This is a genomic window from Fervidobacterium sp. (genome assembly GCF_059913585.1).
The window spans coordinates 105,575-122,607 of record NZ_DBOLZL010000014.1 but is presented as its reverse complement, the minus strand read 5'-3'; the positions used below and the strand labels follow the sequence as shown (position 1 = coordinate 122,607).

Annotated in this window: 19 protein-coding genes; all 19 read right to left on the bottom strand. The window is 41.0% G+C overall.

What is annotated here, in order from left to right:
* Positions 1 to 40 precede the first annotated feature (40 nt).
* A complete protein-coding gene (locus AC3M61_RS05340) occupies positions 41 to 1,915 on the bottom strand; it encodes an FAD-dependent oxidoreductase (protein WP_500779848.1) in 1,875 nt (624 codons plus the stop codon).
* A gap of 15 nt (positions 1,916 to 1,930) precedes the next feature.
* On the bottom strand, positions 1,931 to 3,034 hold the full coding sequence (locus AC3M61_RS05335) for an NADH-quinone oxidoreductase subunit D (RefSeq protein ID WP_500779847.1): 1,104 nt from the start codon (positions 3,032 to 3,034) through the stop codon (positions 1,931 to 1,933).
* The gene (locus AC3M61_RS05330; RefSeq protein WP_500779846.1) at positions 3,027 to 3,590 is read right to left on the bottom strand and encodes an NADH-quinone oxidoreductase subunit C; all 564 of its coding nucleotides are present in this window, start codon (positions 3,588 to 3,590) and stop codon (positions 3,027 to 3,029) included. Before AC3M61_RS05330 ends, AC3M61_RS05335 begins: the two co-directional genes overlap by 8 nt.
* Positions 3,571 to 4,107 carry a NuoB/complex I 20 kDa subunit family protein gene (locus AC3M61_RS05325; RefSeq protein ID WP_500780020.1) on the bottom strand — a complete coding sequence of 179 codons (537 nt, stop codon included), beginning with the start codon at positions 4,105 to 4,107 and terminating at the stop codon, positions 3,571 to 3,573. The genes AC3M61_RS05330 and AC3M61_RS05325 overlap by 20 nt, the downstream gene beginning before the upstream one ends.
* Before the next feature lie 39 nt (positions 4,108 to 4,146).
* Positions 4,147 to 5,046, bottom strand: a complete 900-nt coding sequence (locus tag AC3M61_RS05320) for a respiratory chain complex I subunit 1 family protein (RefSeq protein WP_500779845.1) — start codon at positions 5,044 to 5,046, stop codon at positions 4,147 to 4,149.
* Between the two features lie 3 nt (positions 5,047 to 5,049).
* Entirely contained in the window at positions 5,050 to 6,873 is a 1,824-nt protein-coding gene (locus tag AC3M61_RS05315; protein WP_500779844.1) for a proton-conducting transporter transmembrane domain-containing protein, read from the bottom strand.
* A 2-nt stretch (positions 6,874 to 6,875) separates the two neighbouring features.
* The gene (locus AC3M61_RS05310) at positions 6,876 to 8,252 is read right to left on the bottom strand and encodes a complex I subunit 5 family protein (RefSeq protein ID WP_500779843.1); all 1,377 of its coding nucleotides are present in this window, start codon (positions 8,250 to 8,252) and stop codon (positions 6,876 to 6,878) included.
* The gene (locus AC3M61_RS05305) at positions 8,249 to 8,593 is read right to left on the bottom strand and encodes a sodium:proton antiporter (protein ID WP_500779842.1); all 345 of its coding nucleotides are present in this window, start codon (positions 8,591 to 8,593) and stop codon (positions 8,249 to 8,251) included. The genes AC3M61_RS05310 and AC3M61_RS05305 overlap by 4 nt, the downstream gene beginning before the upstream one ends.
* Entirely contained in the window at positions 8,590 to 9,318 is a 729-nt protein-coding gene (mbhE, locus tag AC3M61_RS05300; RefSeq protein ID WP_500779841.1) for a hydrogen gas-evolving membrane-bound hydrogenase subunit E, read from the bottom strand. The genes AC3M61_RS05305 and mbhE overlap by 4 nt, the downstream gene beginning before the upstream one ends.
* Positions 9,315 to 9,596 carry a hydrogenase subunit MbhD domain-containing protein gene (locus tag AC3M61_RS05295; protein ID WP_500779840.1) on the bottom strand — a complete coding sequence of 94 codons (282 nt, stop codon included), beginning with the start codon at positions 9,594 to 9,596 and terminating at the stop codon, positions 9,315 to 9,317. The genes mbhE and AC3M61_RS05295 overlap by 4 nt, the downstream gene beginning before the upstream one ends.
* Positions 9,589 to 9,960, bottom strand: coding sequence for a monovalent cation/H(+) antiporter subunit G (gene mnhG, locus AC3M61_RS05290; protein ID WP_500779839.1), 372 nt, complete (start codon positions 9,958 to 9,960; stop codon positions 9,589 to 9,591). The genes AC3M61_RS05295 and mnhG overlap by 8 nt, the downstream gene beginning before the upstream one ends.
* Positions 9,957 to 10,274: a cation:proton antiporter gene (locus AC3M61_RS05285; protein ID WP_500779838.1), complete on the bottom strand. Its 318-nt coding sequence runs from the start codon at positions 10,272 to 10,274 to the stop codon at positions 9,957 to 9,959. Before AC3M61_RS05285 ends, mnhG begins: the two co-directional genes overlap by 4 nt.
* Entirely contained in the window at positions 10,271 to 10,756 is a 486-nt protein-coding gene (locus tag AC3M61_RS05280) for a Na+/H+ antiporter subunit E (protein ID WP_500779837.1), read from the bottom strand. The genes AC3M61_RS05285 and AC3M61_RS05280 overlap by 4 nt, the downstream gene beginning before the upstream one ends.
* A gap of 360 nt (positions 10,757 to 11,116) precedes the next feature.
* Complete coding sequence (pdxT, locus tag AC3M61_RS05275) at positions 11,117 to 11,692, bottom strand: pyridoxal 5'-phosphate synthase glutaminase subunit PdxT (protein ID WP_500779836.1); 576 nt, start codon at positions 11,690 to 11,692, stop codon at positions 11,117 to 11,119.
* Positions 11,693 to 11,695: 3 nt separating this feature from the next.
* Positions 11,696 to 12,571, bottom strand: coding sequence for a pyridoxal 5'-phosphate synthase lyase subunit PdxS (pdxS, locus tag AC3M61_RS05270; protein ID WP_500779835.1), 876 nt, complete (start codon positions 12,569 to 12,571; stop codon positions 11,696 to 11,698).
* A gap of 83 nt (positions 12,572 to 12,654) precedes the next feature.
* Positions 12,655 to 14,319 (bottom strand): acyl-CoA mutase large subunit family protein, encoded by a 1,665-nt coding sequence (locus AC3M61_RS05265; RefSeq protein WP_500779834.1) that lies wholly within the window; start codon positions 14,317 to 14,319, stop codon positions 12,655 to 12,657.
* Between the two features lie 77 nt (positions 14,320 to 14,396).
* A complete protein-coding gene (locus AC3M61_RS05260; protein ID WP_500779833.1) occupies positions 14,397 to 14,696 on the bottom strand; it encodes a flagellar protein FliT in 300 nt (99 codons plus the stop codon).
* Positions 14,697 to 14,723: 27 nt separating this feature from the next.
* Positions 14,724 to 15,560 carry a 2-amino-4-hydroxy-6-hydroxymethyldihydropteridine diphosphokinase gene (folK, locus tag AC3M61_RS05255; protein WP_500779832.1) on the bottom strand — a complete coding sequence of 279 codons (837 nt, stop codon included), beginning with the start codon at positions 15,558 to 15,560 and terminating at the stop codon, positions 14,724 to 14,726.
* Positions 15,557 to 16,933, bottom strand: coding sequence for a pyruvate carboxylase subunit B (locus AC3M61_RS05250; protein WP_500780019.1), 1,377 nt, complete (start codon positions 16,931 to 16,933; stop codon positions 15,557 to 15,559). Before AC3M61_RS05250 ends, folK begins: the two co-directional genes overlap by 4 nt.
* Between the last annotated feature and the right edge of the window lie 100 nt (positions 16,934 to 17,033).

Genomic DNA, 17,033 nt, shown 5'->3' with positions numbered 1-17,033 from the left:
GCCCACCTCCCAATGTGAGGATAAGATAAGATTAGCGTTCTTATTTCTGTTCTCTTAGATACTGGTCAATACCCCTTGCTGCCCAATATCCATCTGCAACACCATGTATTATGTCTGGTCCGTTAACTATGTCTCCACCAGCGAACAACCATGGAATTTGCGTTTGCCGAAGGTTATTTGTCAGTATCCTTGGACCAACGAACTGGAGTTTGGATTTCCATTCCTCTGGTAGATATGAATAATCTGGTGCTTGACCGATAGCTTCAATTATCATATCACCATCGTAGTATTGGACTTTTGATTCGTCAAATTTTGGGTTAAACCTTCTGTTTTCATCGAATACTTCAACACATTTGACACATTCAATACCTTTGATGTTATCCTTGTCGTCAAAGACTACCCTTCGTGGACCCCAACCCGGGCAGATTTTGACTCCTTCCTCAATAGCTTCCTCGATTTCTTCCATATCAGCAGGCATTTCGTCGTGTGTTCTCTCAAGACAAGTGACAGTTACGTTTACTTCCCCGTATTTCATCTTTTGTAACCTTGCCATGCTCCTTGCAATATCCATTGCAACATTTCCACCACCGATGACTACGACACGTTTTGGTATTTTTGGCTCAGGACCTTCACCACGTAGGTAATCTCTGATAGCCCTCAGCAGTGGTAAAGCTTGGACAACATCTGGATGGTCTGAACCTGGTATTTTTGTTGACCTACCAAGTGTCAAACCTGTTGCCAAGAATATCGCATCGTATTTGTTTTTCAACTCATCAAAAGTGATATCTTTTCCTACAGCAACACCAGTGAGGATTCTTACACCAAGTGATTCAATGAACGCGATGTCTCTGTCAAGTGCTTCATCTGGAAGCCTGTATCTTGGGATACCGTATCTCATCACACCGCCAGGGCGATTAAGTGCTTCGTAGATATCTACTTCGTAGCCCATTGTTGCTAAGAAATAAGCAGCAGACAATCCGGCAGGTCCACTGCCAACGATAGCAACTTTTTTGGGTTGTTTTTTGACATCAAAGGTCACAATCTCATGCCATTTCTCAGCCGGAACGCTATCTGTTATGTATCTTTTCAACCATCTAATAGCAATTGGTTCTCCTCTGTGACTGATTGCACAGACTTCTTCACAGCGATGTGTACAGACTCTACCACAGACACCGGAAAGTGGATTTGCACCAAAGTTATTTTGGTCTTCCACACCCTTAAGGAGCCATTTTAGTGCATCTTGCAAATCATCTTTCCAGATAGCCTTTATGTATTGTGGAATTTGCATGTGTTCAGGACATCTGTCAACACATATACCACACTCCACACACCTTGCCGCTTCTGCTATAGCTTGTTCTTTGCTGTACGCTTTTACAAATTCGACAAAGGAATTTACACGTTCTTCTGCTGATAACATTTCCGGCATTACTCTATCAAGGTCGAGAAGTTCACTATTCTCGTCCCTTGTCCAGCCAATTTTGATTTCCTCTGGATTCTTCTTGAGCAACCCCTTTTCAGTTGGTGCAAAGTAGAAATCTTCGGGGTTAGGAGAAACAAAGATGTATTCTCTGGTCATCTTCAGTGAGCCTGTTGTACAAATGTCAACACACATCGCACAGAAACTGCAGCGTCCGTAATCTATAGTAGGTCTTTGCGGTTTCATACCGTATTCTTGTTTCATATCCGGTACTTCGACCATCGTTATTGCATCTGTCGGACATATTTTCGCACAGGTTCCACAACCAATACATTTTTCCCAATCGTTCACATGGAAACCCCTGTATCTTGGTGCCGCTTCTCTTTGTTCTTTCGGAATACGGATAGTAACCGGTTTTTCAAAAAGGTTCTTCCAAGCAATCAAAGGTGCGAAGAAACTTTTCTTTGGGGTTTCTATTCTATTTTCTTTTATTTCCATCATCGGCACCTCCCATTACCTATCAATTTCTGGGGCACAAACGCCCATTGTATCAAGCCAGATAGGTACATCGTCTATTCTTGTTCCAGGCAGTAGGTGTTCAACACCATACAAGCCTTGCGGATAGGAAGCGCCTCTGACCGCTACTCTGTAGGGTGTCTCTCCACCGTTGGAAACGACAAGATAGCCATATTCTCCACGCGTAGATTCAACACGCGCATACGCCATTCCCTTCGGAACTCTAATTCTCAAACCGTTTCCATCACCGATTTTTGTATTGACAGGACCAGATGGCATCTTTTCAAGCGCTTGCCTGATGATTCTTATACTCTGCCTTATTTCCTTTGGTTTTAAACTTATTCTTGCAAGTGCATCTCCTTCTGTAGCAGTTGGGATTTCGAATTCTACCTTGTCGTAGAATAAGTATGGGTCAACTTTTCTGATGTCATATGGAACCCCGGTTGCTCTCAACCCTATACCCGTTACTCCAAGTTTCAAACAGGTTTCTGTATCTATCTTTGCAATACCTTTGAGCCTTGTGTGGAGTATTCTATTTTTAAGAATGAACGTTTCATATTCAGGCATTCTTTGTTCTAAGTAGTCCAGAAGTTTCAAAATCTTTTCTTCGAGTTTTGGTGGTAAATCTTTTCTTACTCCGCCAGGTATGATGTACATGTGATAAATCCTTGCTCCTGTTAATTCTTCAAAAATATCAAGTACTCTGTCCCTATCAGCGACACTCCAGAACATACTTGTGTACATTCCTAAAGGTCCTCCAATACCACCAAAGGACCACAGATGGTTTGCAATTCGCGCAAGTTCGAGGACTATCATCCTTATCCATTGCGCCCTTTCAGGTACTTCCACTTTAGCTATCTTTTCAATTGCCATTGCATAGCAAGCTTCGTTTATATCGGGCTCAGGCACACATATTCTCGGTATCAATGCAATGTTCTGATACCAAAGTCTTCTTTCCATCAACTTTTCAAAACCACGGTGTAAAAACCCTGGAAGTGGTCTTGCTTTAACAACTATATCTCCCTCGACGTACATGTGAACACTGAAATTACCGTGCATTCCAGGGTGATTTGGACCAAAGAACAGTTTTACTTCACCCATTTATATCACCCCTCGCATCTTCCAAATCAGCTCTTATTATCTTTGCTTCATGTATGGCATCTTTCTCGTATTCTCTGTCAGGGAAGTGTTCTTTAGAATACTTCAATGGGTCGAAATCTTTCCTCAATGGTGGTAAATCGTTCCAGAGTTCGAGAATGAGCGGTAGCTTGCATCTTTCGTTTCCTTCAAACTCTACACCAAAGAATTCATGGACATCGCGTTCATAATACTCAGCCGTTGGCCACATGTCTTTCACAGTATAGAACACAGGTTTGTCTCTATCGATAAACGTCGAGACAAGGAACGTCACTCCGTTGGACCAGTTAAAGAGTATGTAGACAAGTTCAAACTTTTTCTCTTCTATCCAGTCAACGCAAGTGAGAATTGACAAGTGTGAATAACCCGATTCTTTTAGAAAAGCGAGCAGAGGAATAGTCTTATCGTTTTCTGCTATAAGTTTGTATTGCCTTTCTGCAACGTCTTCAACTTTGACATTGAAAAGTTCTTTAACCTTTTCGAGTATTTCAGCGACAGGTTTACTCGTGGAATTCGTCATGGACAATCACCTCGCCGAGGCTTCTAATTTGATTTTGCTTGTACCATTCGTAATTTTCTTTGTAACGTTTCCAACCGTTAGCCTCACCTTTTCTAATCATTTCCATCAGGGTATTAAAAGCATTCAGTATTGCCTCTGGTCTTGGCATACAGCCAGCGATGTAAAGGTCAACAGGGATATAGTAGTCAAGTCTGTTGATTGTAGAGTATGAATCGTAGTAAATTCCACCGTTTATGGTGCATGAACCGAAACCGATAACATATTTCGGGTCAGCCATTTTTTCGTATGTGTATATAACCCTTCTTAGAGTTTTTACACTAAGGTATCCTGTGATTAAGAATATATCGGCCTGTCTTGGAGTTGCCATAGGTCCCATTCCAAGACGTTCCATATCGAATCGTGAGGTCATTGATGGTGGCAGTTCCACCGCACCACAACCGGTACAGTAATGCAACATCCACATAGATCTACTTCTGAGTTGGTCAGCAATCTTTTCCCACACACTTCTTTCGTCTATCTGAGCCATCTATTTCACCTCCGCATTAATCTATTTGTCTTAAAATACCCAACCATTTACAACTAGGAACGCTTGCACGAAAGCAAGGAGTATCGGAACCGTCCAGTAGAAAGCGACCGCTTGCTCTATTCTGAACCTCGGAAGTACTGCGGAAATCATGACCGCAAGAGTCCAAACGACAAAGTATTTGAGTAAGAACTCGAAGTAATTACCACCTCCGAGGAAGAAATTAACAAAGAGAGAAATTTCAATGAATTCCATGAAGGTGTTCATAAGCATCAATAATCCCATGTATTTTGCTGAGAGTTCGACCATAGGACCTGATGCAATTTCCGCTGGTGCGATAGGTGCCTCAAACGGTTCTTTACCGAGCATGCCCTGGAGCGAAATGAGAGCAACAAGCGCACCTATTGGGAATTTTACTATATTCCATTGACCAGATTGTGCCTGTGCCATTATTATGTCAGAAATATTTCCCGTTTTGTAGTAATACATGAGGGATGTTATAACAATCAGGAAAGGAACTTCATATCCTAGCATGAGTGTAAGAGCCCTTGCAACACCTATAGATGCCCAGGGGTTTCCAGTTCCAACCATACCCATTGCCATACCGAGTGCACCAACTGTGAAGAGGTATGCGATAACAAAGAAATTATCAAGACCTGGGAATGCAACAAGATTACCAAGAGGCACGAACGAGAGCGTTGCAATTACTCCTCCAAGCGCCATTAGTACGCCGAAATCAAATATCCAACCGTGCGTCCAACCATGTTTTGTTAATGTTTTGAAGACATCGATAAAATTTTGATACCAAGGTGGCCCGTATCTTTTCTGTATACGTGCGGTTATCTTTCTACCGATACCTTCAAACGTCAATCCAAAAAAGAACGCTGTAAACAGTATTCCTGCTACTCTTCCAACAGTTGCTACTCCTGTCATCGCTTACCACCTCACCCACATAATTAACGCAAGAACAATTGCTGCCCAGAAAATGTAAGCTGAAGCCGTTCGGCGAGCCAAATAATCAACGAATTTTCCGAACGCTTTCAATGCATTCACAATGGATAAGTACCAGTCCTCGAACGATGGATGACCTTCGTATTCTCTTTCAAGGAAAGCATAGAACTTAGTTGCATAGTGGTACAAATCATAGTTGTGGAGGAATTCACCAGATGTGTACTGGTCTTCCAAAGGTATCTTCTTTCCTTTCGGCATGAGTATGTAAATAACTGCTGCGATTATGAAACCAACTGCGAACATAACAAAGACTGTCCATGTGTCCCAATAGCCCATGCTTGTTTTTAACACGGTGCCTTCGAATTCAAATGGTTTCATGCCAAATTCTTTTTGGACATCGGTAATCCAAACAAGTACTTGCTGTGGGAATACACCCCAAAGAACTGTTAACGCAACAAGGATTATCATTGGAATTTGCATAATTATAGGTGCTTCTTTAACTTCTTTGTGTTTGCTCTTTAGTTGACCAAGGAAGACACCAGCAAGTGGTCTGAAAACATAGAGGAATGAACCGATACTTCCTATAAATACGAACATTTCTGTAACAAACATTCCCCTTGATACAAGTGACTGGAAAATCATCCACTTTGAAATAAATCCACTTGTTGGTGGAATTCCAGCCAACGAGATAATACCAACAAGGTATGTGACAAATGTTACAGGCATCCTATGAATAAGTCCACCCATTTCGTCAATCTTTGTCGTTCCTGTTCTGTAAACAACTGCGGCGAATGCAAGGAATATCATTGTTGCGGCAAGCGCGTGATTGATTATATGGAACAAGCCACCTGCGTAGCCAACCTGATGAAGCGTAGCCAAACCTATAAGTATATAGCCTCCGTTTGCAACAGTTGAGTATGCTATTAGCATCTTCATATCATTTTGCTTTATTGCCATCAGTGTTCCAACAAGAATGGAGATATTACCAAGCCATATAAGTATGTAGGAAAAGATATTTACTCCATTGTAGAACTCTGAGAACATATTTGCTATAGGGAATACACTCAAAATTAAAGCGATTAAGTAAGACCCCATCTTCACAAGTTGACCAGAAAGGACTGCACTGAACGTATCTGGCGCGTTGCCATGGACGTTTCTGAGCCACACGTGGAGTGGGAATATACCACTTTTTGCTATACCTGCCGCAAGTAACAGTAAAACGACAGTCCATCTAAATCCAGCCGAGGCATTTTGAATGTGTTGAGCGATTTCGAATATATCAAATGTTCCATACTGTTCATGAAGCATGAAGACACCGTATAGGAACAGATAACTACCTATTGAGCTTATAACTACGTACCATATAGTCGCTTTTTTCGACTCTTCTTTTCCCATAGGGACTATAAAGAGTGATGCAAGAACAGCAATTTCCCAGAATATGTAAAGCACTATTAAATGAGCAGAGAAGAACACACCAATTGTGCCGAGTAACGTTAATATAGAAAGTGCATTGAACGCTGCTGGACGTTTCGCTTTTGAAATCCAAGAAATGTTGAAAAAGCCATAGCAAGCAAAGACTATCAGGGTAACAATTGAAAGGTATTTAGATAAGGCTGTGAATTTCAGAACACCTTCGAAGCCAAAGAGTGGCTCTGTCACCCCTGTTGGCATTCCCCAAAGAGCGTAAAGTCCGAAAATGGATAACGCAAAAAGCACAATAGGTCCCAGATGCTTATTTATCTTTGACAGGAAGTAACCGATAAGTGTTCCTACTGCAAGATAGATTATCAGACTTTGCAAACTTTGCATTATCACATACCCCCTTTCAGTATCGTGTCGAAGTATGTTTTGAAATCAAAGATGTGGGATGCTATCTTGTTTGTGTAAGCAATGATTAAATCTGGCATAAAACCTATTACAACGAGTGCGAGAGCAAATAACAAAACAACGACTTGTGCTCCGAATGGAAGATAAATTTCTTCAGTTTCGCTATCGTTATCGACATACCAAAGGTCAACGTTCCATTTAATTAAGTATCCTGCTTCAATAACTGTTGCAGCGAGTAGTATAGCCGGGAGTATGTAATCCCCTGCCTCAAAGAGAGCAGTGAGTAAGTTAATCTTAGCCCAAAAACCGGCAGTTAGCGGGAATCCAATGAGTGATATTGAGGCAAGCGAGAACGCAATACCTGCAACTGAATTATTTTTGAAACCTTTGTGGTTGAGGTAACCGTAAATTGTGAAAAGAATGAACATAGAGATTGCTTCGTTGAAAAGGTATAGATAAGCAGCGGATGCGATAGTTTCTACTCCAAATGCACCGGAAGAGAGCGCTGCCATAACCGTGCTTGCTCCCGCAATCGATGCATATGCAAGGGTCCTGCCCAATGTTTTTTGTTTCATTGCTGCTAGCTGAGCAAATGCTATTGATATCAATGAGAGTATATAAACCGGCATGGGCTTGACAGGTTCCAAAACATTAAAGAATATCCTGGAAAACAAGTAAAAGATAGCAACTGTTATCGCACTGCCAAGTGCAACGGGTGTAACTGTTGAACCGTTAGAATAAACATCAGGAGCCCAAAGTCCCAATGGTAGTATCTTTAACTCGACAAGGAGGGCTATAACAATCAAAATGCCCGCAACTTGAACGTATTCAGGTGAAGCGATGAAACCCGCATATGCCATATTAAGTGTCCCGGCGTAGACATACATCGAAACAACACCTATAAGGTAAAGTATGCCGGCAAAAGAACCGAAGATAAGGTATTTAAACGCAGCGTAAGAATTCTTGTTCTGAGACGCCAACACATAAGCAACCGCAGCGATGATTTCAAGGAAGACGAATGAGTTGAAGAAGTCGCCTGTTAAGAGTAAGCCATTCAACGCAGCTGTTAAAACAAGCAAAAGCACGCCAAGTTTGTCTTCATAGGTTGCTGAAATGGAGAGTGCAAATAACACTAAGTTAACGAAGATAAGGAACGGATAGTTAACATTATCAAGCACAAGAACAATACCGTATGCCGCAGGCCATTTGCCTATTTCCGTAACCTGGGTTGGATGAACGAAACCAAGCAAAAGCACCAAGTTGAAAAGTGCAACGAATGGGAGAATGTATCTACTCAGTTTGGGAAATGCAACAGTTGCAAATCCAAATGCAAGAGGAACAGCAATGAGCAACGCTATCATTCTATCACTTCCTTTGCTGCACGAATTTCTTCGGCGTCAACTGAGCCATACTCTTCATTTATGTGTACCAACAGCATAGCGGCAATTGCCAACGTTCCAACACTTATAACAATTGCTGTGAGAACGAGAGCTTGTGGAAGTGGGTCGACGAAGTTAGCTAAGGGAGTTACAGAAGAATAAATAGGCGCTTCCGCACCGTGCAAATACCCAAGTGACACGATGAAGATATTTACAGCCGTGTCTATTATTGTTAACGAGACGAGTTGTTTAAACAGATTTTTCTGGGAGACTATTCCGTACAAACCGATACCGATGAGAATGAAGGCAATGTAGTATATCATGCTTTATCCCCCTCCCTCATATCAGATACAAGACTCGACAACTCGGCTCCAACTTTGAAACCGATAAGCGAGTAGACAATAGGCACTACACCTGCACTAAAGAGATTTCCGATAGTTCCTGTTGGGAGGAAGTTTGCAAGGAAAACACCAACCACTGCCATACCAATAAGTCCAGTTAGCACATAGCCAGAACCAGCGATTTGTTCCGTGTGTTTGGCAACATCTGTGACTTTAAATTCGTTTTTGGCAAGAATTAATAACAAGACACCTAAGGCGATAACCGTACCTCCCGGGAATCCGCCACCTGGAGTAAGGTGACCGTGGATGAATACGTAGGCACCAAAGAGTAGTATCAGTGGGAAAATTATACCTGTTGCGACGGATAATACCTTATGTTCTTCGAATTCAATTCTTCGTTTTTTGATATTTGCGAGAATTCCTACTCCAAGTGCTGCTGCAAAGAGGACGGTAACTTCTCCAAGTGTGTCGAATGAACGGTAATTTACAACGATTGATGTAACAACGTTTGCACTACCCTCTTCTAACCCTTTGGATTTCTTATACTCAACAGGTTGATAATTTGTTGTTGTTGATTTGCTGATATAGTCAAAGGATACCCTTCTAAACATGTCGATGTTTCCAAAATCCGGTAGCGTTGGAAAGTAAGTTCCTAAAAAGAAGTAAAGAAACACAGCACTTATAAGAATTGCCCAAATCCTTCTCATTTCTTTTCACCTGCCTTCATTCTGAAGAGGGCGAAAATCATGACAGCACTTGCAAGACCAGAACCCACAGCGGCTTCAGTAATAGCAACATCTGGAGCTTTCAACACAATGAAAAGCAAAACCGAAAGTAAACTCACAGCAGAAAGAGCGAGAACCGAATCAAAAATTCTCTTTGCTTCGACTGCAAATATTGAAAAAACAATCATGAGTCCACCTATCAGGTAAAATATCCAATCGATAAGTTCAAGATTGGTAAAGAATTCTACAAGTTTACTCATGACTCTCACCACCGTTTCCTTGACTTTCTTGAGTTGTAATTACCGAAGCAATTTCGTCAACCGTTGTTTCTTTGCAGACAGGTACTTTGTTTTTGTACGCAGCCCTAATCATAACGGAAGAGGCTACCGGGTTCGTGAGTGCAACAAAAACAATCAGCAACAGAGATTTACCAAGGAAAGATGGGTTAAGTATTCCAATCCCGAGCACCAGTGAGAATGTACCAAGTGTTGTTGCTTTTGTTGACGATTGCAATTTAGTATAGAAATCAGGCATTCTCAAAAGACCGAGCCCTGCGTAAAAATAGAAAAGTGCACCGAGTCCTGTTAATGTGTAGCCTACCATCTGTTGTATTAACTGTATCATTTTGCATCACCGTCCACTGATTTTGCTTCAGCACCATCGTTGAATGTTTTAGCTTGATTTTCCAAATATCTTGCGAAGACTATGGTTTCTATGAACCCAAGCAATCCATAAAGTATTGCGATATCCATGTACATGTTGTTTTTAAACATATATGCCAAAAGTGAAATAAGCCCGATTATCATTACATTCATCATGTCAATTGCCATAAGTCTATCGAAACTTGTTGGTCCAATAAGAAACCGCAAAAGTGAGAAGAAAATTCCAAAACCTGTAAGGCCGAAGACGATAAGGTCTATTAAGAGGCTTCCACTCATTCGTACACCCCCTTCAGTATACGTTCAAACTTTCCATAGAACTCTTTCTTGGACTCTTCATCAGTCCCCTTAACTTCAATCCAATGAACATAAAGTTCGTCATCTTTAATATCAACAGTAATCGTTCCAGGAGTGAGCGTTATCGAATTCGCAAGCGTCAACTTTGCAACATCGCCCTTTAGACCTGTTTTAATCCGAACAAAGCCAGGTTTCACCCTCACTTTTGGTTCAACAACCCTTGAAGCTACGTCGAGGTTTGCCTTCAGCATCTCCCAAACAAAGACCGGAACGTACATGAAAAGAAATTTGAACAACCCAGGGATGAACTTCCTGCTGAACTTGATGTTGTAGTACTTTTTGAATACCAAGGAGACGACAAACGAGACGATGAGACCTACAACGATTTCCTGAGGGTCAATCGTCCATGTGAGAACCAACCAAGTGAAAAATGTCACAATAAAAACTGAAAAACTCACAAACATCCCTCCCACTCAGGATTAAGATATTTTTCACAAGATGTCCAAAAACAAAAAATGAGACTTTTAAATAGTCTTGTGGTCTTTTTTTGTGAAATTAAATTAGACAACAATACTCCAATTTTCAGGTATATTCTAACCATGTATTTGAGAAGTGTCAAATACGAAAATTGGACAAAAAATATCTGAAATTATAGATATCTACCTAATTCTTTGGTTTTGTTGTTAGTGTTTTTCATTTTTAAATTGTGGATGATTACCAAGCGTATTATACCAAATTTCTTTTTTAAAACAAAACTGACACTGTGGAACTTTAAAGAACAAAAAATGCCGCCGTGTGGCGGCTTTTGTATAATAACCTGATTCTTATTTGCTATATTCTTTTACCATTTGAACGAAATATTCGTGTATTCTTGTATCATCTGTCAATTCTGGATGGAAAGATGTAACGAGCACGTTGTTCTGTCTTAGCATGATTGGATGGTTATCAAGGAATGCGAGAGTTTCTACCCATTCACCCCAGGCTTCAACACGTGGTGCACGGATGAAGATAGCTTTGAATGGTCTGTCAAATCCATTGATTTCAATGTATTCTTCAAAGCTGTCAACTTGTCTTCCGTATGCGTTTCTGCGCACCTTTATGTCTATAACCCCCAACGACTCTTGCGGGTAGTTTTCAATTTCTTTTGCAAGAACGATAAGTCCTGCGCAGGTTCCGTAAACTGGAAATCCTTTGAGAATTTTTTCCTTTAGCGCATCAAATAAGCCTATGCGTTTCATTATTCGAATCATTGTTGTTGATTCACCACCGGGAATAATTAGACCATCAACTTTCTCCAGGTCTTCCGGTGTTCTCACAACGTAGGTCTCTATTCCGAGTTTTTCTATCATCCATTTGTGTTCTCTGAAATCACCTTGTATGCCAGAAACACCGATTACCATTTTTCACCAACCTCTCTCTTGTAGTCTTACTTCGAGTGTTTCTATTTCCAAGCCTTCCATTGGTTCTCCGATATCTTCGGAAATCTTCAAGAGCATTTCTGGGTCGTTCCAGTATGTAACCGCCATAACGATAGCTTTTGCCATCTTCATTGGGTCTTTTGATTTGAATATACCGCTTCCTACGAAAACACCATCTGCTCCAAGCATCATCATGAGTGCAGCGTCTGCTGGTGTTGCAATACCACCTGCCGCGAAGTTGACAACGGGAAGTCTACCAAGTTCTTTTACTTGTTGGACAAGTTCGACAGGAGCACCGATTTCTTTTGCGTAAGTGACTATTTCTTCATATGGCATGTTTTGAACTTTCCTTATTTCGGCCATGACAGTTCTCATGTGTTTAACAGCTTCGACAACGTTTCCTGTTCCTGCTTCACCTTTTGTTCTTATCATTGCAGCGCCTTCTGCGATTCTTCTGAGTGCTTCTCCAAGGTTTCTTGCACCACATACGAATGGAACTTTGAATTCGTGTTTGTTAATGTGGTATTTGTCATCAGCTGGTGTAAGGACTTCCGATTCATCAATAAAATCTACACCAAGGGCTTCAAGAATTTTTGCTTCTGCAATGTGTCCGATTCTGACTTTTGCCATAACTGGTATGGAAACAGCTTCCATGATTTCCTTAATTTTTGCAATACTTGCCATCCTTGCAACTCCACCGGCTTTTCTTATATCCGCTGGCACTCTCTCAAGTGCCATAACGGCAACAGCACCTGCTTCTTCTGCAATTTTGGCTTGTTCTGCCGTTGTGACGTCCATTATGACTCCGCCTTTGAACATTTCAGCAAAACCCTTCTTAATTTCCCATGTGCCCTTTTCCATATATATCAATCCTCCTTTCAAATATATTAAACTACCTTTGTCAATATTTTCAAGACCACCAGCTTTTGAATGCACCTAAGTAACTAGATTATAACTGTTTCTGTGTACTCTCCAAATACTTCTCTCAGTGCGTTACTAATTTCTCCAACCGTTGCGTAAGCTTTGACCGCCTCGAGCACGTATGGGAAGAGGTTCTCATCTGTTGTTGCAACTTCTTTGATTTTGTTGAGTAACTTCTTCACTTTTTCGTTGTCTCTTCGTTCTTTTAGTTTCTTCAACCTTTCTTTTTGTTTCTTTTCAAGCTCTGGATCTACTTTGAGAATTTGTGTTTGTTTCAAGTCTTCCTCTATCTGGAACTTGTTGACTCCAACGATTATTTCCTCACCCTTTTCAACAGCAAGCTGGTGTTTGTATGCACTTTCATGGATTTCTTTTTGCACGTATCCAGATTCTATCGCCTTTATCATGCCGCCCATTTGGTCTATCTTTTCTATGTATTCCATTGCACGTTTTTCGATTTCGTTTGTCATTGCTTCCACTACATAGGAACCACCAAATGGGTCTATTGTGTCAGCGACGCCAGATTCATAAGCGATTATTTGTTGAGTCCTCAGCGCGATTCTTGCGGATTCTTCCGTAGGTAGACCAAGCGCTTCGTCGTAGCTGTTGGTGTGCAGCGATTGCGTTCCACCGAGCACGGCCGCAAGCGCTTGAATCGTTACGCGAATGATGTTATTGAGTGGTTGCTGGGCAGTTAGTGTGGAACCTCCTGTTTGTGTGTGGAATCTGAGTTTCATTGCTTCTGGGTCTGTGACTCCGAATCTGTTTTTCATTATCTTTGCCCATAATCGTCTTGCGGCACGGAATTTCGCAATTTCTTCTAAGAAGTTGTTGTGGGCTGCAAAGAAGAACGAGAGCCTCTTGCCAAACACGTTTGGATCAAGTCCTTTTTTCATTGCAGCTTCAACGTATGCGATACCGTCGGCGAGGGTGAACGCAACTTCCTGAACTGCTGTGGAACCTGCTTCTCTAATATGGTAACCACTGATGCTGATAGGATTCCACTTTGGCATATACTTTGAACAGTATTCAAAAATGTCTGTGATTAATCTCATGGAAGGTTCGGGTGGATATATGTACGTTCCACGTGCGATGTATTCTTTCAGAATATCATTTTGAATTGTTCCACTAAGTTTATCTTGTGACACCCCTTGTTTTTCAGCTACCGCGATGTACATTGCAAGCAGAATCATAGCAGTGCTGTTGATGGTCATCGACGTACTGACTTGGTCAAGTGGTATGCCGTCAAAGAGTATTTCCATATCTTCAAGCGAATCTATCGCGACTCCAACCCTTCCGACTTCTCCTTCCGCCATTGGGTCATCTGAGTCATATCCTATTTGTGTTGGAAGGTCAAAAGCAACTGAAAGTCCGGTTTGCCCCTGTTGCAAGAGGTATTTATATCTTTTGTTCGATTCTTCTGCGGTTCCAAAACCTGCGTATTGGCGCATTGTCCAGAACCTTGCACGATACATTGTAGGTTGGACGCCACGTGTATATGGATAGTCTCCGGGAAATCCGAGGTCTTCCACGTAATCAAGGTCCTGAATATCTTCGGGTGTGTAAACCCGCTTGATTTCGTATCCCGATGTGGACATGAACGGAGATTTTCTTTCAGGGACTTTTGCTATCGACTTTGCAACAGCTTCTTCGTATTTAGCTTTTGCCTTCTGATATCTTTCGTCCATCAGTGTTCTCCCCCTTCACTCAAAATAGCTATATATTTCATATTTTCTCATTTCTTCGCTATTTTGCTTATACCCACTTAACCACGTCTATCTATTTCTTGGCCCTTGTCTTCTGTTTGAATGTAAGACTGAACCATCTTTTTTCCTGTTTCCGTTTTTATTGCAGTCTCTTTAAATTTCTTCATTTTCTCTTCAAGGACTCTCATACGCTGTTGGTCGCGTTGATAGATCTCCCTTAGCTCATTTTCTGTAAGTTTTGGAAGTAACTTTTCACGCTCATCAAGCAAGGTATTCAGTTTTTCGTAATCCTCACTTTCTATGGCTTCGTCGATTTCCTTTTCGATAGTTAATATATCACGTTCTGTTTGATTTTCCATAGTGAATCACTCCAAATTGTCTTAAAATTACCATTTGTTTAATGTGTGGGTGTTACTATCTGAGTTTTTGCTTATTAACTCATCAAATATCTCGCTCATTGTTTTCAAAGAAATGGGATGGACAAAATCAGGCGCTATTTCAAGCATCGGCTTTACAAAGAATATCCTGTTTTCAAAATCATAGTGCGGAACCGTTAGCTTTTCATTTTTGACAACTAAGTTCCCGTAGAAGAGAATGTCTAAATCGATAATCCTTGGTCCCCACTTTTCGATACGTTCCCTCCCCATCTCCTTTTCTATTCTAAGCAGTTCTTCCAAAAGAGCATTTGGTGATAAGTTAGTGGCTATTTCTACTACACAGTTCAGAAATGTTGGCTGGTCTGTTTTTCCATATGGTTCCGTTTCTATTATATTCGAAACTGACACTATCTTTGAAATTTCGCTAAGCTTTTTAAGAGCCTTTTGTATGTTTTCTTCTCGCTTCCCAAGGTTTGTCCCTATACCGATAAATACCTTTCCTTCAATCTTTTCAAGCAATACAGTGGCATATGCGAATGAATCATGTGAAAGTGATGCGTAAACGAAGTTGTAGACTCCATTTTTCGAAGGTCTGTATTTGTGATGCATTAAAAACACACTGCCGTCGCTTCTGTTAAGAAAAGAAATGTCTTGAAAAGAATTACCAGATATACCAGTATAGAGAGCCTTGAAATAACTTTCTTTTAATGCAAATCTACCAGCTATGTATTCTTTCGTTATCTTTCCTTTTTTGTTTTTCTTTTCTTCTTCGGTTAGAATTCGTTTTTCGAGTCTTTCCTCAATACGTGAGATATCGACGATGTCGTTTCCCAAACCAACAATCAAACTGGATAGCCTCCTTCGTATTCATTTACAAGCGACCAATCGACGTATATTTTTTCATCATATCGTTTTTTTAGATACTGCCTACCAACTTCTCCCAAAATCGCATAGATAAGTAAATCCTCGTCAGTTTCAGCTAAAAGACCTATCTCTCTTTTTCTCTTTTCTAACTCTGGTTCGATGTAATCAGCAGGTCTTCCTTCTATAGGTTTTTCATCTCCCAATATTTTCATTACAAGTTCGGGGTCAATGGGTGCAGGTGGTCTTCCATACAGCCCACGCACATAGTCTTTGACTTCTCTTGTTACTTTTGAGTAGCGTTCGCCTGTTAAAACGTTTAGGACAGCTTGAACACCAACTATTTGACTAGTTGGAGTGACCAGAGGTGGATAGCCTAAGTCCTTTCTTACACGTGGAATTTCCTCAAGCACAGCGTCAAGTTTATTGAGCATCTTTTGTTCAGCGAGTTGTTTGACAAGGTTTGAATACATCCCACCTGGCACTTGTGAGGTTATTATCCTGTGGTCTATGCTATACATCTTTACATCGTATTCTTCGTATTTCTTTCTTACTTCGGTCAGATATTTTACAATCTTATCGACCCTTTTCCAGTCTATCTCGGGAAGAGGTTTATATTCTGACCAAGCGTGATAGATAGGTTCAAAAGCGGGTTGGCTTGTCGTCATTCCGAATGGGGAAAAGGCTGTGTCAAGGATGTCTGCGCCTGCTTCAATTGCTGCAAGATAAGCAAGTTCTCCGAGTCCTGCCGTTGCATGTGAATGGACCTCGACTGGTAAATCAAACCTTTGTTTTAGGTTTCTAACCAGTTCACCAGCAACTTTTGGTGTCAATAATCCTGCCATGTCTTTGATGCATATGGAATGAACCCCACGTTCGACAAGCTGTTGGGCGTAGTCCATATAGTACTCAATGGTATGGACGGGGCTAACGGTGTAAGATATTGCTCCTTGAACATGTGCGCCACATTTTAGCGCTACTTCTATGCTTTTTTCCAAATTCCTGATGTCGTTAAGTGCATCGAATATCCTAATTATTTGAATACCATTTTCAATTGCCTTTTTAACGAAGAGTTCTACAACGTCATCGGCGTAATGTCTGTATCCGACAAGATTTTGACCACGAAGGAGCATCTGTGCTTTTGCATTTTTCAGTTTTGACTTTATGAGTCTTAGACGTTCCCAAGGATTTTCGTTTAGATACCTGACGCAAACGTCAAACGTGGCACCGCCCCATACTTCCAGTGCTTGAAAGCCCAAACTGTCCACTTCGTCTATTATTCCTAATATATCTTTTGTTCGCATTCGAGTAGCTATCAAAGATTGATGACCATCGCGAAAAGTGGTATCTGTAAACATGTTCAAGATAGCCAATGAAATCACCTCTTTTTTGAAGAGCTCTGTCAAAGATAATTATAACACCTTATCTGAAAGTATAAAGTTATGTATTGATAAGCAA